The organism is Ruegeria meonggei, from assembly GCF_900172215.1.
Taxonomy (GTDB): Bacteria; Pseudomonadota; Alphaproteobacteria; order Rhodobacterales; family Rhodobacteraceae; genus Ruegeria; species Ruegeria meonggei.
In genome coordinates this window covers 153,812-170,645 of sequence record NZ_FWFP01000005.1, presented here as the reverse complement: position 1 = coordinate 170,645, position 16,834 = coordinate 153,812, and the positions used below count along the sequence as shown (strand labels likewise).

The window sequence follows — 16,834 nt, the reverse complement described above, 5'->3', positions numbered from 1 at the left end:
ATGCGACCGCAATCAGCCCGACGAGCTCTATTACGATGGGTCACAGATTGTCGTTACATCGCCGTTCGAAGATTTTGTTGTCATAGGAATGGCACAATGCTCGGAATTCAGTTGGATCAAAAGCAGCGCTGCTCCCATTGTCAGCGCGAACGACCCAAAGAAAAACACAGTGTTTTTTAAAAGCGTGTTCCGCGCATGGTTATTACCTTGGTGGCGCAAAACTCGAAACATCGACAGAAAACCGCCCGTCAGTACTTGATCCCAAGGTTGCTCGGTGACGGATTGGTTCGTTGCAGAAATCAAGCTTGTGAATGAAGCGAGAAACTTGATGAAACAATAGAACGTCACGAACATCCCGACCAATACCACAACCAGAAGAGCGTAAATTATTGTAGACACTTCAACTAACCTTCCAATTCCAAAAATCGTTTAAAAAGGTCTTTGCCTACAACCAATCCCTCAAAATCGGAATCAAAGGCACATCCGCCGCTGGCATCGGGTAGGTACGCAGTTCATTCGCACGCACCCATTTCAACGCCTGATCTTCGCGCGATTGCGGGATGCCTTCCCATTTTCGGCAGGCAAACAGTGGCATCAGCAGGTGGAAATCGTCATAGCTGTGGCTGGCAAAGGTCAGAGGCGCCAGGCACGAGGCCCAGGTGTTGATGCCCAACTCCTCTTCCAGCTCGCGGATCAGGGCGGCTTCGGGGGTTTCGCCGGGTTCGATTTTACCGCCGGGAAATTCCCACAGACCAGCCATGGATTTGCCCTCGGGGCGCTGCGCCAACAGCACCCGGCCCTCGATATCGATCAGGGCGACGGCAGACACTAATACAGTTTTCATGGTCACAACCCCGGACGCAAAACCGGGTTCCACATTTGCCGGAGTTGTTTCAGTTTCACGAGCGATAATCCGCGTTGATCTCGATATACCCATGGGTCAGATCGCAGGTCCAGACAGTCGATTTTCCATCGCCCAGCCCCAGATCAACTGCAATCACCAGGTCCTGGCCTTTCATATATGCAGCGGCGTCTTCTTCGCGATAATCCGGGCTGACCCAGCCTTTTTCGGCCACAAGAATATCGCCGAAGGAAATACTCAGCAGGTCGCGATCTGCAGCGGCGCCGGATTTGCCAATAGCCATGACCACACGTCCCCAGTTTGGATCCTCGCCGGCAATGGCCGTTTTCACCAGCGGTGAATTGGCAACAGCCAAACCGTGCACCTTGGCGTCAATATCTGAGACTGCACCAGTCACGCGGATTTCCACGAATTTCGTTGCACCCTCGCCGTCGCGCACCACCTGATGCGCCAAATCCAGCATCACGCCTTCCAGCGCCCGGGCAAACGCGTCATTGCAGGTGGCATCCACGCCGGATGCCCCAGTCGCACACAAAAGCAGCGTGTCCGAAGTCGACGTGTCGCTGTCGACGGTGATGCAGTTGAACGTCCGATCAGCTTGTGTGCCCAGCATGGCCTGCAACGCGGGTTGGGCGACCTGTGCGTCGGTGAAGATGTAAACCAGCATCGTCGCCATATCCGGCGCGATCATGCCCGATCCTTTGGCAATCCCCGCGATAGAGACTGTTTTGCCGTTAATCTCAACCTGCGCGCTGGCCCCTTTCGGGAAGGTGTCCGTGGTCATGATCGCCCGCGCCGCGTCTTCGATCGCATGACGGCTGAGGCCCGATTTCAACACCTCAAGCTGGGCCACGATACGCTCATGCGGCAAAGGCTCGCCAATCACCCCGGTTGATGAGGTAAAGACGCGCCCGACGTCAACACCGGTTGCTGTTGCCACGGCCTGCGTTAGTTCGGTCACTGAGCTTTGCCCGTAATGTCCGGTGAACGCGTTGGCATTGCCCGAGTTCACAAGGATCGCCGCGGGCCCGTCATTGGCCCCGCCGACCTTGTCCTGACAGTCCAGTACCGGGGCCGCACGGGTGGCCGAGCGGGTAAAGACCCCAGCCACAGATGTGCCGGGGTCCAGCACCGCCAGCATCACATCGGTGCGCCCCTGATAGCGCACGCTCGCCTCGACGGTGGCAAAACGCACACCGTCAATCGCGGGCAATTCGGGAAACGCCACTGGCGCCAGCGGTGAGACTTTGGTGATCTTCGCCACGCGGGATTACTCCTGAATCAGGTCCAACTGGCGCACAACGTCCGGGGTCAGGCCCTCGGGTGCTGGGCGCTCGATCTGGGCCTGTTGCGTCAGCTCATCAATGCGGGTCTGAATGGCCTCTTGCTGAAGGGTCTGGGCCAGCTCTTCGCGCACACTGTCCAGCGCAGGCGCTTCGCTTTTGCGTTTGTCGTTCAGGACGATCACATGCCAGCCAAACTGTGTTTTCACCGGATCAGACACCTGATCCTTTTCCAGACCGATAACGGCGGTCTCGAACTCGGGCACCATGCGGCCTGCGCCGAACCAGCCCAGCTCACCGCCATTGGGACCCGATGGGCCGGTCGATTTCTCTTTGGCCATCTCGGCGAAATCAGCACCATCATCCAGCTGCGCCTTGATCTCGTTTGCTTCTTCTTCGCTTTCCACAAGAATGTGGCTGGCGTTGTATTCATCCGCGCCCTGGAATTCGGCGAACTGTGCATCATAGGCTGCTTGAATGGCGTCATCGGTCACGGCGTCACCGACCAGCGCGTTCACTGTCTGCACGGCCCGCAAAGAACGGGATTCGTTTTCCAGCGCCAGCGCATTCAACTTGGTCAGATTGTCCTGTTCCTGCCCCAGCAATTGCTGCTGGATCAGCTGCTCGATGATGAAATCGTACAAAACGTCATCTTCGACCTGCTGATATTGCGGCGGCAAGGTCGCCACTGTGGCGATAACGTGACCCAATGTGATCTCATCGCCGTTTACACGGGCCACCACGGTCGACGCGTCGGGCTTGGTTTCAGCAGCCAATGGCAGGGCCATCACGGCGGCAAGCGCCAGCGTTGGCAGAAAAGTGAGGCCTTTGGGCATGGAATCTTCCTATTTCTTTGCCGCGACAGGGCGTGGCGTTGACACTCTGGGACCTGCCGCTTACATCGCTTTGAAGCCTTGGACAGGGCCGCCTTTCACCCCCCGTATCTATGGGTTGCGCGCAAGGTGGGCAAGCCTGTCGCAACCAAGACAAGAACAGATCCGCTGGAGTGAACATGCTGGGACTCGGAACGCTTGCCAAAAAGGTGTTCGGAACACCGAACGACCGCAAGATCAAGGCGACCCGACCGCTGGTCGAACAGATCAACGCGCTGGAGCCGGAGTTCGAAAAACTGTCGGATGAAGGCCTGATCGAAAAAACCGCCGAGCTGCGCAAACGTGCACTGGATGGCGAGGCCCTGGATGCCCTGCTGCCCGAAGCTTTTGCCAACGTTCGCGAAGGCGCCAAGCGCGCGCTGGGTTTGCGTGCCTTTGACGTGCAGCTGATGGGTGGGGCGTTCCTGCATCAAGGCAACATCTCGGAAATGAAAACCGGTGAGGGCAAGACCCTGGTCGCCACTTTCCCCGCCTATCTGAACGCGCTGACCGGCAAGGGCGTGCATGTGGTAACGGTGAACGAATACCTAGCCAAGCGCGACTCGGACTGGATGGGCAAGGTGTTTGCATCTGTCGGCATGACCACTGGCGTGATTTGGTCAGGCCAGCCTGATGCCGAGAAAAAAGCCGCCTATGGCTGCGACATCACCTATGCCACCAATAACGAGCTGGGTTTTGACTATCTGCGCGACAACATGAAGGCCGATCTGGCCGAGATCTACCAAAAGCACCACAATTTCGCGATTGTGGACGAGGTTGACTCGATCCTAATTGATGAGGCACGGACGCCGCTGATCATCTCTGGGCCGTCCGAAGATCGGTCAGACCTGTATACGGCGATTGACGCAATGATCCCGTCACTGGGCGATGATCACTTTACGCTGGACGAGAAAGCCCGCGGCGTGACCTTCACCGATGAGGGCAACGAGTTTCTGGAACAGCAGCTCATCGCTGCAGGCCTGATCCCCGAGGGACATTCGCTGTATGATCCCGAAAGCACCACAGTGGTGCATCACGTCAACCAGGGTCTGCGCGCGCATAAACTGTTCACGCGCGACAAAGATTACATCGTCCGTGATGGCAACGTGGTGCTGATCGACGAGTTTACCGGCCGCATGATGCCTGGCCGCCGCCTGTCCGAGGGTCTGCATCAGGCCATCGAAGCCAAGGAAAGCGTGCAGATCCAGCCCGAGAACGTGACGCTGGCCAGCGTGACCTTCCAGAACTATTTCCGCCTGTATGACAAGCTGGGCGGCATGACCGGCACCGCGCTGACCGAGGCCGAGGAATTCGCCGAAATCTACGGTCTGGGCGTGGTTGAAGTTCCGACCAACAAGCCGATTGCCCGTCTGGACGAAGACGATCAGGTCTTTCGTACCGCTGGTGAAAAATACGGCGCTATGATCGAAGAGACCAAGGAAGCGCAGGCAAAGGGCCAACCGGTTCTGCTGGGCACCACCTCGATCGAGAAATCCGAACTGCTCAGCCAGTTGCTGACCAAGGAAGGTATCGAACATAACGTTCTGAACGCCCGTCAGCACGAGCAAGAGGCGCAGATCGTCGCTGATGCCGGTCGGTATGGCGCGGTGACCATCGCCACCAACATGGCCGGTCGCGGTACTGATATTCAGCTGGGCGGCAATGTGGAAATGAAGGTTCTGCAGGCGCTGGCCGAAAACCCCGAGGCCGACCCGGCCCAACTGCGCGCCTCGGAAGAAGCGCGCCATGCCGAAGAAAAGGAAAAGGTCCTGGCTGCCGGTGGGCTGTATGTCATGGCGTCCGAACGGCACGAGAGCCGCCGTATCGACAACCAGCTGCGGGGCCGGTCCGGCCGTCAGGGTGATCCGGGCCGCACCGTGTTTTACCTGAGCCTCGAAGACGACCTGATGCGCATCTTCGGCTCGGAACGGTTGGACAAAGTTCTGACCACCCTGGGCATGAAAGAAGGTGAGGCCATCGTCCACCCTTGGGTGAACAAGTCGCTGGAGCGCGCGCAATCCAAGGTCGAAGGTCGCAACTTTGACATGCGTAAGAACGTTCTGAAATTCGACGACGTGATGAATGATCAGCGGAAAGTGGTGTTCAGCCAGCGGCGCGAGATCATGTCGACTGACGACCTGTCCGAGATCGTCTCGGACATGCGCGAACAGGTGATCGACGACCTGATCGACGAACACATGCCGCCGAAATCCTATGCCGACCAATGGGACACCGATGGTTTGCACGAGGCGGTCAAGGACAAGCTGACAATCGACGCACCGGTTCAGGACTGGGCCGCCGAAGAGGGCGTGGATGACGAACAGGTCCGCGAGCGTCTGGTGAAAGCGGCCGATGAGATGATGGCGCAGAAAGCCGTGGCCTTTGGCCCCGAGAACATGCGCAACATCGAAAAGCAGGTTCTGCTGCAGACCATTGATGGCAAATGGCGCGAGCACCTGCTGACGCTGGAACATCTGCGTTCCGTCGTTGGTTTCCGTGGGTACGCCCAGCGCGATCCGCTGAACGAATACAAAAACGAAAGCTTCCAGCTGTTTGAATCCATGCTCGACAGCCTGCGTGAAACCGTGACCCAGCAATTGTCGCGCGTCCGCCCGCTGACCGAAGAAGAACAAAAGGAAATGCTGGCACAGATGGCTGCCCAGCGTGCACAGGCACAACAATCAGTTGAACAGGCCACCAATCAGGCCGAAGCAGTGGCCGAGGCTGAAGCCTCCGGTGATCCGCGCCCCGGCTTTGTCGAGGATGATCCAGCCACCTGGGGCAACCCGTCACGCAACGACAGATGCCCTTGTGGATCCGGCAAGAAATTCAAACATTGCCATGGCCGCCTGACCTGACGTCACCGTAGTTCAGACACAATGAGTCCGCTGCACGGCCACATATTGGCCGTGTTTCAGGGACAATGTGCGACTCGCTCCTTCAACTGGGGAGGGTGTCTTGTTTGTAATAAAGAACTACGTAACCACCGGAGGCACAGTCGTGTGTGCTCTGGCTATCGGTTACCTGATGCAAAATGGATCAACTGCGCAGCGTAACGCCGCGCATGCTGAAGTCGCGGCTGCCACCGTGGCGCAAACCTCGGTGATGCCCGGGCTGGACGGAATTGTTCTGACCTCCTCGCCGTCTGCCTATCGTACGGATGCCGTCACCGAACCTGCGCGACGAACCCTGCAGCCTAGCCAGTCAGCCCCCTCTGACCATGCCAACTGCAGTTTAAGTGCCCGGGCCCATGCAATGCCCGGAGCCACGGCACGGCTGATTGTCAAAGCACCTTGCTATGCAGATGAACGGGTAGAAATCCATCACAGCGGCCTGACCGTGACCCAGCACACAGATGCAAGCGGGACACTGGACCTGACCATTCCCGCCTTGTCGGAATATGCAATTTTCCTGATCTCGCTTGAAAACAAGCAAGGTACCGTTGCCACCACTCATATCCCTGACATGGGCCATTACGCGCGCATCGCTTTGCAATGGCAGGGTCAGACCGATTTGCAGATTCACGCGCTGGAATTTGGCGCCAGTTACGGCAGCAATGGCCACGTTTCAGCGAATCCGGAAACGCAAGGCATAGGCAGCGTTGTGCATTTGGGTCAGGCCGGTCTTACTGATGCCCGCAACCTGCAAGTGTACTCATTCCCCGCTGGCCGGGCGTCCGAGGCAGGATCGATCGAAGTAACGGTCGAAGCCGAAGTGACAGCCGAGAACTGTGGTCGTGACCTGAGCGTGCAATCGCTGGAGCTGCGTGGTGATCGGAAGCTGCGCTCGCACGATTTGACGTTGAACATTCCCGATTGTTCGCGGACCGGTGAGTTTCTGGTGTTGAATAATCTGTTCCAAGACCTGACAATCGCGGCAAAGTAATCCGCAGGCAGGCTCGACACTCTTATGACATTCTTTCGTGCGGCGTCCGCTGCACTGTTTTTCGTGATCCTTGCATCCGGCGCGCAGGCGCAGGACATCACGCTGACATCCCATGACGGCAAAGTCGAAGTCACCGGCACTCTGCTTGGCTTTGATGGTGAATTCTATCGCGTCGACACCCAGTTCGGTGAATTGACCGTCGACGGGTCCGGTGTCACCTGTGACGGCCCGGCCTGCCCCAGCCTGACCGATTTCGTGGCCGAGATTCGGTTCTCGGGCGCGTCCGCCATGGCCGAGGCCGTTCTGCCCGCCCTTCTGATGGGGTTTGCTGACCATGAAGGGCTGTCCATCTCAGAGCCACACATCGACGCCAAAAGCCAAACCTATGCGCTGCATCAGGCTGGTCGGGATGCGCCTCTGGGCCGGTTTATTTTTGATGTCAGCAACACCGGCCAAGGCTTTGCCGATCTAACCGCGGATCAGGCTGATATCGTCATGGCCCTGCGTGAAATTCGCCCGTCAGAACAAATGACTGCCGAAACCGCCGGTTTGGGTGATCTGACCGATGTGCGCCGGTCCCGCGTGGTGGCACTGGATGCTCTGGTGCCCGTTGTGGCGCGGGACAATCCGGTGCGGCAGATCTCTCCCACCGATCTGGTTCGGGTGTTTTCCGGCGCGATTGCGAATTGGTCGGACCTTGGCGGCCCGGACGCGCCGATTGCGCTGCATCTGCCCGATGTCGGATCAGGGTTGGCACAAGGGTTCGAGGATCAACTACTTGGCCCGGCCAATGCCACTTTGGCCGATGGGACAATTCGCCATCACAACAGTGGTGATTTGGTTCGCGCCGTGGCCAAAGACCCCTTTGGCATCGGAATCGCCAGTAAAGCAGAGGCCGAAACAGCGCGTGCCTTGCCTCTGACGGGTGGCTGCGGCCATGCGCTGGTCGCGACGCGCCAATCGATCAAAACCGAGGATTACCCGCTGACCTCGCCTATGTTCCTGTACTTGCCCGACCGTCGCCTGCCGCGCATTGCAAGGCAGTTCCTGGCCTATACCCAAAGCGAGGATGCCCAGATGGCGATCCGCGATGCGGGGTTTGTGGATCAGGCCCCAGAGGCCATGCGCCTTGGATTGCAGGGGGATCGTCTGGCCAATGCGGTGGCCGCGGGCGGTGCCGAGGTGGGTCTAGAAGAGCTGCAACGCATGATCGACACGTTGCGGCCCATGGCGCGCCTGTCTTTGTCCTTCCGGTTCGAGGCAGGCTCATCCCGGCCAGATGCGCAGTCGCGTTCAAACATCCGCCAGTTGGCGCAGCAGCTTGAGGCCGGCACGCTGGATGCGCGCAAACTGGTCTTTATCGGGTTCAGCGACGGCGATGGTCCTGCCGCGGCCAATGCCCGGATCGCGCTTTTGCGGGCTAAGACCGTGCGCAATGCGGTGCTGTCCTCTGTCGAAACCGCCATTCCCGACAGTGTAGAGCTTGAGGTCGATGCCTTTGGTGAGGCGATGCCGATGGCCTGCGACGACACCGATTGGGGTCGCAAGGTAAATCGCCGGGTCGAGGTCTGGGTTCAGTAACGTCTACAGATAGCCTTCGGCCCGAAAGCTCAGCTCGTTCGATTTGCCGATGATCAAATGGTCGTGCAGGGTCAGGCCCAGCGCCACGCATGCGTCCTGAATGCGGTTGGTCATATCGATATCCGACTGCGACGGGGTCGGATCACCCGAAGGGTGGTTATGCACCACAATTAGGGCCGATGCGTTCAATTCCAGCGCCCGTTTTGCAACCTCGCGCGGGTAGACAGGCACGTGGTCGACGGTGCCCTTGGCCTGCTCCTCGTCCGCGATCAGTACATTTTTCCGATCCAGGTAGAACACCCGGAATTGTTCTGTCTCGCGATGCGCCATTGTGGTGTGGCAGTAGTCCAACAGCGCGTCCCAGCCCGAGATCACATGCCGTTGCATCACCCGTGCACGGGCCATCCGGTGGGCGCATGCCTCAAGGATTTTCAGGTCGGTGATGACGGTATCGCCGACGCCCTTGATCTGGCGCAACCGGTCTTCGGGCGCGGTCAGCACGCGGTTGAAATCACCAAACGTATCCATCAACGCCCGCGCCAAGGGTTTCACATCCTGCCGAGGAATTGAGCGAAACAGAACCAGCTCCAACAGCTCGTAATCCGGCATCGCGGCCGATCCGCCGGACATGAACCTTTCCCGCAGGCGTTTGCGGTGATCCTTTATGTAAGACGGCAGGCGGCCTGAAGGCAGCGGCTGCACCGGGGCTTCATCTGTTTCAAACAACATCGGGGCTTCGGCAAAGGCATCCTGTGTCATGCCTCCAGAGTGGTCCAGAATCGGTTTCTGAAAGGTTAACGCATCTCACCGGCCATGCGTGCCGTGGCGCGGCGAATGATCATGTGCAGCACGATGGAAAACACACCAAGTGTCAGCATGGCCGCAAACATCAGGTCCGTCTTGGCGCGACCGTTGGCCAGCAACATCAGATACCCCAATCCTTGCGAGGAGCCGACCCACTCACCGATGACCGCCCCAATGGGTGCATAGACCGCAGCCAGCCGCATCCCCGACGCCAGCGAGGGCAAAGCAGCCGGAATTCGGATATGCCACAACACCGCGCGTGGGCTGGCCTGCATCGTACGTGCCAGATCAAGATAGCCCGACGGTGTGCGCATCAACCCGTCAAAAAAGGACGAGGTGATCGGGAAATAGATGATCAGCACGGCCATCGCCACCTTGGACCACAACCCATAGCCCAGCCACAGGGTCAGCAGCGGGGCCAGTGCAAAAACCGGCAGCGCCTGCGTGAACACAAGCATCGGCTGCACCAACACCCGCGCGGCCCGGGAATTGGCCAGTTGCAACGCGGTGATCACACCCAGGATCGTGCCAAACGCCAGCCCGATCACCACCTCAATCGCGGTGATCCAGGTATGTTCGGCAATCAGCCAACGGTTCTGCCACCAGGTCTCAGCCACCAGCGCGGGCCCCGGCAGGATAAACTTTGGCAGGCCGGTCAGGGAAACGATCGCCTGCCAGATCGCCAGCGCAAAGATCGTGGCAGCAAGGGCCGAGAGGTACTTCATGCCGCGCCCTCGCGCAGCATACGCAGCAACGCGCCCTGTGTTGCCAATGTCTCCAAATCGTCCACATGACGCGGCGCTGGCGCATGTGGCGGATTGCAGGGCGTCAACCCGTGCTGGGTCATGACAGTGATGGACTGGCCCAGACGTGCGGCCTCGCCCGGATCATGGGTCACCAACAGAACGGTACGGCCTTGCAACGCCTCGGCGGCCAGATCCTGCATATCGGCCCGGGTACGGGCATCCAGCGCTGAAAACGGCTCATCCAACAGCACGATGGGGCGGTCTTCCATCAACGTGCGAGCCAAAGCCACCCGTTGCCGTTGGCCGCCGGACAGCTCGGACGGTTTTTTGCCCAAATGCTCCTGCAACCGCATTCGTTCGATCAGACGGTCGCGGCGGGCCAGATCGGGCTTTTCCCCCCGCAGGCGCGCGCCCAGCGAGACATTCTGCGCCACTGTGGCCCAGGGCAGCAACAGATCATCCTGCGCCATATAGGCGACCCGTTCAGTCACGGGCTGGCCGTCACTGGCCATAATCTCACCGGTGAAAACCGCGCCGGTGTTTAGCCCGGCAATCAACCGCAGCACCGTGGTTTTTCCAACACCCGACCCGCCCAACAGACACGTCCACTGCCCCGCCCCAAGGGTCAGGGTCAACGGTGCGAACAGTGTTGCGCCATCGATCGAGGCTTTGCCTTTGACGATCAGGTCAGGTGCCGGGGTCACGGGGTCAAACCCATTTGCCAGAAATTGACCTCGAGCATCGTTGCCGTTTCAAAGGTCTTGCAAAGGTCGGACCATATTGGAAGCGTATCGTAGTTTTCGCCCAACCGTCGGATCAGCGCAGAATCCAGTAAAGCACCGATATCACGGCAATAGCTCTGATACTGATCGCCCGCATACGTATCGATCCACGGGCGGTAGGTTTCTGATGTCGCTTCTTGTGCCAACCGCGCGCCGATCTCGGCATAGCCGATGACGCAGGGCACTAATGCGGCCAGCAGGGTCAGGTAGTCACCGGAATACCCGGCCTCAAGCACAAATCGGGTATAAGCCAGGTTTTCCGGCCGCTCAGGCGTTGCAAACAGCTTCTCACGCGAGATCCCCGCGTCGGCACAAACGCCCACATGCAGCATCATCTCTTCATGCATCAGCCCATTCACTGTCGCCGAAGCGACCTGCATTTCCTCATGGGTCTGCGCCTTGACTACCGCCAACGCCCAGGCGCGCGAGAAATGGGTCAGGAACACGTAATCCTGCCGCAGGTAATGCAGGAACGCCGCGCGCGGCAGGGTGCCGTCTTTCAACCCTTCGACAAAGGCATGGCGGGTATAATCCCGCCACGGCCCTTGTCCCGCCTCGCGCATCAGCGCGAAGGCTTTGCCGTAACCGCTGCTCATTTCGCGGTTACGTCGATGGCAATGTCACTGACCGGCTTGATGCTGTCGATCATGCCGCTGTCTTTCAGGAACGCTTCGAACCTTGCATAACGACCAGCCTCAAGACCTGCCGGGCGTAGGGCAAAACGCGGCAACGTGTCGACCCAGGCGCGGGCGTTCAGCTCATCCTGCAACTCAGGCGAGGTGCCCGAGAAAATCTCCCAGCTTTTGTCCGGGTTGTTGACAATGTACTGCGTCGCCTTTTCGGTTGCGGCCAGAAAACGGGTGACCTTGTCGATATCCATGGTCTCAGGGTTGGCAACATAAATCAGCTCGTCATAGGCGGGCACGCCTTCTTCCTCGATATAGAAACAGGTACCGGGAACGCCTTCGATATCCATCTGGTTCAGTTCGAAATTGCGATACGCGCCGATCACCGCATCGACCTGACCAGTCATCAGCGAGGGCGAGAGCGAGAAGTTGACATTGATCAGCTCAACCTCATCCAGTTTGACGCCGTATTTACCCAGAACGGTGGTCAGGACGGCCTCTTCTACACCTGCAACCGAGAAACCGATCTTCTTACCCTTAAGGTCTGCGGGTGATTTGATCGGTCCATCCTCTAGTACCAGCAGGCAATTCAGCGGTGTCGCCACCAGCGTACCGACCCGCTTCAGCGGCAGGCCTTCGTGGATCTGCAGGTGCAGCTGCGGCTGATACGACACGGCCAGATCAGCCTGACCAGCGGCAACCAAACGCGGCGGGGCGGAAGGGTCAGCAGGGGGAACGATCTCGACCTCAAGCCCCTGTTCAGCGAAGTAACCGTTTTCCTGCGCCACAATGATAGGCCCATGATCGGGGTTGATGAACCAATCCAGCAGCACGGTCATCTTGTCTTCGGCCCAGGCGGGCGCGGCGGCCAGCAGGGCGATGGCAGTGATCAGCTTTTTCATATCTCGCGTTTCCTTTTCATTCACGAGGTTGAGGCCGCGACGAGGACAATCTCGCCCGGCCAATTCGGTTGAATTTGTTCGGCCGCCCGCCACGCGCGCAGGCCGGTGGCGCAGCAAAGCGCCAGCCTTTTTCCTTGATTAGGGTCTACTTCGTTCACGTTTTCAGGCGTCACCCGTTTTGCGTTGGGATGGGCCGGACAGGCGGCTTCGTCCACCGAGCGAAGCTCGATGATCTGGTCTTCGTCAGTCAGCTGGCTGGCCGAAAGAAAGCGAAAGCAGCTGTTCGGCTCCGGCGCGTCATCGAACCTGAAACCGCTGCTGCGCAGGGTGCGGCCGTCGTATTGCACCATCTGACCCAGAGGCGAGGGAGCGAGCCCGAGGATCAGGTTCAGCGCCATCTGCGCCTGCATCGCGCCAACCGCACCAACGACGGGGCCAAGCACACCAGCCGTGGCACAACTGGCACCACTGTCCGGCGCATCGGGGAACAGCGCGCGCAACGACGGCGCGCCGCCGCAGAAGCCACCGACATAGCCCGACAATCCCAACACCGAGGCCGAGATCAGCGGCTTGCCTTGCGCCAGACAGGTGTCCGACAGGGTATAGCTGGCGGCATAGCTGTCGGCACAATCCAAGATCACATCCGCCTGCGCCACCAACCCGGCTGAGTTTACACTTGTTAGAGACTGTTTATGACCGATCACATCAATCTCAGCATTCAACGCACGGCACCGGGATGCGGCGATTTCAGCCTTTGGACGACCGCAGTCCGATTCGGAAAACAGCGTCTGACGGTGCAGGTTTGACAGATCAACACTGTCGCCATCCACAATCGTGATCCGGCCAACCCCAGCCCCGGACAGGAAGGGTAGCACTGGAGCGGCCAGACCGCCTGCGCCCACCACCAGCACGCGCGCCGAGGACAGGCGAGCCTGCCCTTCGGGGCCTACCTCGGGCAGTTGGGTCTGGCGGGCATAGCGGCTCATCGCGTGACCTCGATCCATTGGCGCACACGGGCTTCTGGGTCAGCGTTCAGGGTAATATCGGTGACGACCGAGACGATATCCGCCCCTGCCTGCAACACACCTTCCGCCCGCTCAACACGCATCCCGCCGATCCCGACAAGAGGGATATCTCCCACGCGCGCCTTCCATTCGTTGACGCGGGGCAAGCCCTGCTGGTGCCATTTCATTTTCTTCAGGATAGTGGGGTAGACCGGACCTAGAGCGACGTAATCTGGATCCATAGCCAAGACACGCTCAAGCTCATCATCGTCATGGGTTGAGACGCCCAGTTTCTGCCCTGCCTTGCGGATGGCTTTCAGATCAGCCTCGTCCAGATCCTCTTGACCCAGATGAATCCAGTCACACCCGGCGTCAATGGCGGCCTGCCAATGGTCATTCACCACTAGCATTGCGCCATGTTCGCGGCACAGATCGCGCGAGATTGCGATCTGTTCCCTCACAATCGGTTCGGGCTGATCCTTGACCCGTAGCTGCACCAGTTTAACGCCCAAAGGCAGCATGCGCCGCAGCCAGTCGGAATGATCGAAGATTGGGTAGAACCGATCCAGCCTCATGACAAAAACGCCTTTCCGATGACGGGGGTTGAAGGTTCGGCCATATCGCGCGCCTCAATCGGATCGGCTTGATAGGACAGGTGCCCGGCCTCAATCGCCAGCTTCATCGCTTTGGCCATCATCGCCGGATCGCCCGCCCGGGCCACGGCGGTGTTCAACAAGACCGCATCATAGCCCAGTTCCATCGCGTGTGACGCGTGGCTGGGCAAACCGATCCCGGCATCAACCACCAGCGGCACATCGGGAAATTCAGCTCGCATCGCACGCAAGGCATATGCGTTGTTCAACCCACGGCCCGATCCAATCGGCGCACCCCAGGGCATCAGCACCTCACACCCAGCAGCCAGCAACTGTTCTCCCACAATCAGATCGTCGGTGGTGTAGGGAAAGACCTGAAACCCGTCCTCAGTCAGGATGCGCGCCGCCTCGACCAACTGAAACACATCCGGCTGCAGGCTGTCGGTATGGCCAATCAATTCCAGCTTGATCCATTTGGTGTCAAACACCTCGCGCGCCATATGGGCCGTGGTCACGGCCTCTTTCACCGTGTGACAGCCGGCCGTGTTGGGCAGAATCAGCACACCCAGATCGCGGATCATCTGCCAAAACGTCTGCCCCGCCCCGGATTCGCGACGTAAAGAAACCGTCGCCACCCCAGCGCCGCTGTCACGAAACGCCTGTTCCAGAATGGCAGGGCTGGGGTATTGCGCCGTGCCCAGCATCAACGGGTTTGGCAGTTGCGTGCCGTAGAACAGCTTCATCCTCAGCCCCCCTGCATCGGGGCGACAACTTCGACCCGGTCTCCATCGTTCAGCTTGTGTGCGATGCGCAGGCTGGACGGCACGAAATCTTCGTTCACTGCCGTTGCCACCCGGCCCGAGAATCCAGATTCCTGCAGTAAATCCGAGAGAGTTTCGCCGCGCATCTCACGCGGTTCGCCATTAAGCACGATCTTCATCAACCATCTCCGAATGTGTGTTCTTTAGCGCCAGATCAGCCACACCTTGCGCCAGGGCAGGGGCCAGCAGATAGCCGTGGCGGTACAGCCCATTGGCATAGATTGTCCGGCCTAACCGCCGAATGCGGGGCAGATTGTCGGGAAAGGCGGGGCGAAGATCTACGCCGATCTCAAGCACCTCAGCCTCGCCGAAAGCAGGGTTCAGCGCATAAGCCGCACTGAGCAGTTCCAGCATCGAGCGCGCCGTAATTCGGCTGCTGTCCTCGGATTCGATCATCGTCGCGCCCAGCATATAAACGCCGTCCCCGCGCGGAACGATATAAAGCGGAATCCGCGGATGCAGCAAGCGCACGGGCCGGGTCAGGGTCACGTCTGGGCAGCGGATTACCAGCATCTCTCCTTTGACACCACGCAGATCATGCAAGACGTCCCGCGCGTGCAGACCCCGGCAGTCGATCGCGTTTTCCAGCCGTGTGGGCGCCAGTTTATGGTGGAACTCGACCCCCTGTTTCACAAGCTGGGTGTACAGATCGCGCAAGGCCTGTCGCGGGTCCAGATGGGCCTCATCCGCAAAGTGAAGACCTCTGGTGAAACCATGTAAGTCAGGCTCTAACTCTCGGATTTTTGGTTGATCAACCTCGGCGAACCCTTCGGTCCGGCGGGAAAAACGACGCAGATCTGGCAAATCTCGAGGATTAGCCACAACCAATGTTCCACGTCGCTGCACCCGCGTCCGTGTGCCCCACCACTCCAGCGCATGCTGACCAAGCCGCAACACCGATTCTTCCGCGTTTTCAAACTCGCACCAAGGGGCCAACATGCCCCCGGCCCACCATGAACACCCGTGCGGGCCAGGCGGGCCACCGGGATCAAAGATCTGAACCTGTGCACCGCGCGACACAAGCTCACTGGCAACAGCCAGACCGGCGACGCCGGACCCTATGACCGACCAGACTGTCACGCGGGCCAAACTTGGTGGAAATGGTGAACCGGACCATGCCCCTGGCCGATGGACAGCGTATCCGCCGCGGCGATCGCCCCTTGCAAATACGCATGTGCCTGTGCGGTGGCCTCGACCAGGCTAAGCCCTTTGGCAAGCCCTGCTGCAATCGCAGAGGACAACGTGCACCCGGTACCATGCGTGTTGCGCGTATCCCGGCGCGGCGCCTTGAACTCAGCAACCCGCCCGGAAGGGCTGATCAGAAAGTCTTGGCAGATTTCACCCAGCCCATGCCCACCCTTCATCAGAACGGATCCGGCACCCAGCCCACATAAGGCAAGCCCCTGTTCCACCATTTGCTCTGGCGTCGCTGCCTCAGGCGCGCCGAGCAATCGGGCAGCCTCCGGCAGATTTGGTGTCAGCACGGTTGCACGGGGCAATAGAACATCGCGCAATGTCTGGACCGCGTCCTGCGCCAACAGCGCATCACCGGATTTCGCGATCATGACAGGGTCGAGAACAACAGGGCCAGTAAACCCGGCGATGCCATCTGCGACGGTGTGAATGATCTCGGGGGTGGCCAACATGCCGATCTTAATCGCACTAACGTCCAAATCGACCAGCACAGCTTTGATCTGCGCTGCTATGACGTCCAGCGGGATACCATGTACAGCTGTCACGGCCTTGGTGTTTTGGGCAGTCACCGCTGTAATCACACTGGCACCGTAAGTACCCAGCGCGGACATCGCCTTGAGGTCGGCCTGAATCCCGGCCCCACCGCCACTGTCAGACCCTGCAATTGTCAATGCAATCGGCGTCATATCGTTGCTCCAATTCGGTTTGGGCAACGGGGCGTGGAAAACGTCTGTAACGTGTTAGACCGTTCCCTCCGCCGGTATTGCCCGGATCAGGTTCGATGGGTTGACACGTGCATGCCTCTCAGCCCCTGACATGGGGCACCCCAACGGTTGTTGCGGACAATCTCAGGTGAAGTAGCGAAAATCAAGCGTCAAT

The 16,834-nt window shown here is 59.3% G+C and carries 17 protein-coding genes and 1 riboswitch; of the genes, 3 read left to right on the top strand and 14 right to left on the bottom strand.

All coding sequences use genetic code 11. The features are described 5' to 3' along the window. Positions 1 to 445 precede the first annotated feature (445 nt). Genes RUM8411_RS09855 through RUM8411_RS09845 form a run of 3 tightly spaced genes read right to left on the bottom strand, consistent with a single transcriptional unit; the run spans position 446 to position 2,981 of the window. Positions 446 to 844 (bottom strand): (deoxy)nucleoside triphosphate pyrophosphohydrolase, encoded by a 399-nt coding sequence (locus RUM8411_RS09855; RefSeq protein ID WP_085822766.1) that lies wholly within the window; start codon positions 842 to 844, stop codon positions 446 to 448. 55 nt (positions 845 to 899) lie between these two features. After that, complete coding sequence (gene argJ, locus RUM8411_RS09850; protein WP_085822523.1) at positions 900 to 2,126, bottom strand: bifunctional glutamate N-acetyltransferase/amino-acid acetyltransferase ArgJ; 1,227 nt, start codon at positions 2,124 to 2,126, stop codon at positions 900 to 902. A 6-nt stretch (positions 2,127 to 2,132) separates the two neighbouring features. Further along, entirely contained in the window at positions 2,133 to 2,981 is an 849-nt protein-coding gene (locus RUM8411_RS09845; RefSeq protein WP_085822522.1) for a peptidylprolyl isomerase, read from the bottom strand. Between the two features lie 176 nt (positions 2,982 to 3,157). On the opposite strand from RUM8411_RS09845, the gene secA reads away from it, so the two are divergent. From secA to RUM8411_RS09830, 3 genes are all read left to right on the top strand, one after another. Beyond that, entirely contained in the window at positions 3,158 to 5,875 is a 2,718-nt protein-coding gene (gene secA, locus RUM8411_RS09840; RefSeq protein ID WP_085822765.1) for a preprotein translocase subunit SecA, read from the top strand. A 100-nt stretch (positions 5,876 to 5,975) separates the two neighbouring features. Continuing rightward, a complete protein-coding gene (locus RUM8411_RS09835; protein WP_085822521.1) occupies positions 5,976 to 6,902 on the top strand; it encodes a hypothetical protein in 927 nt (308 codons plus the stop codon). Between the two features lie 24 nt (positions 6,903 to 6,926). Further along, positions 6,927 to 8,483, top strand: a complete 1,557-nt coding sequence (locus RUM8411_RS09830; protein WP_085822520.1) for a phosphate ABC transporter substrate-binding/OmpA family protein — start codon at positions 6,927 to 6,929, stop codon at positions 8,481 to 8,483. A gap of 3 nt (positions 8,484 to 8,486) precedes the next feature. On the opposite strand, the gene radC is transcribed toward RUM8411_RS09830, so the two are convergent. Genes radC through thiD form a run of 11 tightly spaced genes read right to left on the bottom strand, consistent with a single transcriptional unit; the run spans position 8,487 to position 16,641 of the window. Beyond that, positions 8,487 to 9,242, bottom strand: a complete 756-nt coding sequence (radC, locus tag RUM8411_RS09825; RefSeq protein WP_085822519.1) for a RadC family protein — start codon at positions 9,240 to 9,242, stop codon at positions 8,487 to 8,489. Between the two features lie 35 nt (positions 9,243 to 9,277). Further along, positions 9,278 to 10,012, bottom strand: coding sequence for an ABC transporter permease (locus tag RUM8411_RS09820; protein ID WP_085822518.1), 735 nt, complete (start codon positions 10,010 to 10,012; stop codon positions 9,278 to 9,280). Then, a complete protein-coding gene (locus RUM8411_RS09815) occupies positions 10,009 to 10,737 on the bottom strand; it encodes an ABC transporter ATP-binding protein (RefSeq protein WP_085822517.1) in 729 nt (242 codons plus the stop codon). The genes RUM8411_RS09820 and RUM8411_RS09815 overlap by 4 nt, the downstream gene beginning before the upstream one ends. Continuing rightward, complete coding sequence (tenA, locus tag RUM8411_RS09810) at positions 10,734 to 11,411, bottom strand: thiaminase II (RefSeq protein ID WP_085822516.1); 678 nt, start codon at positions 11,409 to 11,411, stop codon at positions 10,734 to 10,736. The genes RUM8411_RS09815 and tenA overlap by 4 nt, the downstream gene beginning before the upstream one ends. Continuing rightward, positions 11,408 to 12,343 carry an ABC transporter substrate-binding protein gene (locus tag RUM8411_RS09805; RefSeq protein ID WP_085822515.1) on the bottom strand — a complete coding sequence of 312 codons (936 nt, stop codon included), beginning with the start codon at positions 12,341 to 12,343 and terminating at the stop codon, positions 11,408 to 11,410. The genes tenA and RUM8411_RS09805 overlap by 4 nt, the downstream gene beginning before the upstream one ends. 20 nt (positions 12,344 to 12,363) lie before the next feature. Continuing rightward, positions 12,364 to 13,329: a HesA/MoeB/ThiF family protein gene (locus RUM8411_RS09800; protein WP_085822514.1), complete on the bottom strand. Its 966-nt coding sequence runs from the start codon at positions 13,327 to 13,329 to the stop codon at positions 12,364 to 12,366. Next, entirely contained in the window at positions 13,326 to 13,922 is a 597-nt protein-coding gene (locus RUM8411_RS09795; protein WP_085822513.1) for a thiamine phosphate synthase, read from the bottom strand. Before RUM8411_RS09795 ends, RUM8411_RS09800 begins: the two co-directional genes overlap by 4 nt. Beyond that, positions 13,919 to 14,683 carry a thiazole synthase gene (locus RUM8411_RS09790; RefSeq protein ID WP_085822512.1) on the bottom strand — a complete coding sequence of 255 codons (765 nt, stop codon included), beginning with the start codon at positions 14,681 to 14,683 and terminating at the stop codon, positions 13,919 to 13,921. Before RUM8411_RS09790 ends, RUM8411_RS09795 begins: the two co-directional genes overlap by 4 nt. Before the next feature lie 2 nt (positions 14,684 to 14,685). Continuing rightward, entirely contained in the window at positions 14,686 to 14,880 is a 195-nt protein-coding gene (thiS, locus tag RUM8411_RS09785; RefSeq protein WP_085822511.1) for a sulfur carrier protein ThiS, read from the bottom strand. Further along, entirely contained in the window at positions 14,864 to 15,841 is a 978-nt protein-coding gene (locus tag RUM8411_RS09780) for an FAD-dependent oxidoreductase (protein ID WP_085822764.1), read from the bottom strand. The genes thiS and RUM8411_RS09780 overlap by 17 nt, the downstream gene beginning before the upstream one ends. Beyond that, the gene (thiD, locus tag RUM8411_RS09775; protein WP_085822510.1) at positions 15,838 to 16,641 is read right to left on the bottom strand and encodes a bifunctional hydroxymethylpyrimidine kinase/phosphomethylpyrimidine kinase; all 804 of its coding nucleotides are present in this window, start codon (positions 16,639 to 16,641) and stop codon (positions 15,838 to 15,840) included. Before thiD ends, RUM8411_RS09780 begins: the two co-directional genes overlap by 4 nt. 46 nt (positions 16,642 to 16,687) lie before the next feature. Then, positions 16,688 to 16,794, bottom strand: a riboswitch (TPP riboswitch). Positions 16,795 to 16,834 lie beyond the last annotated feature (40 nt).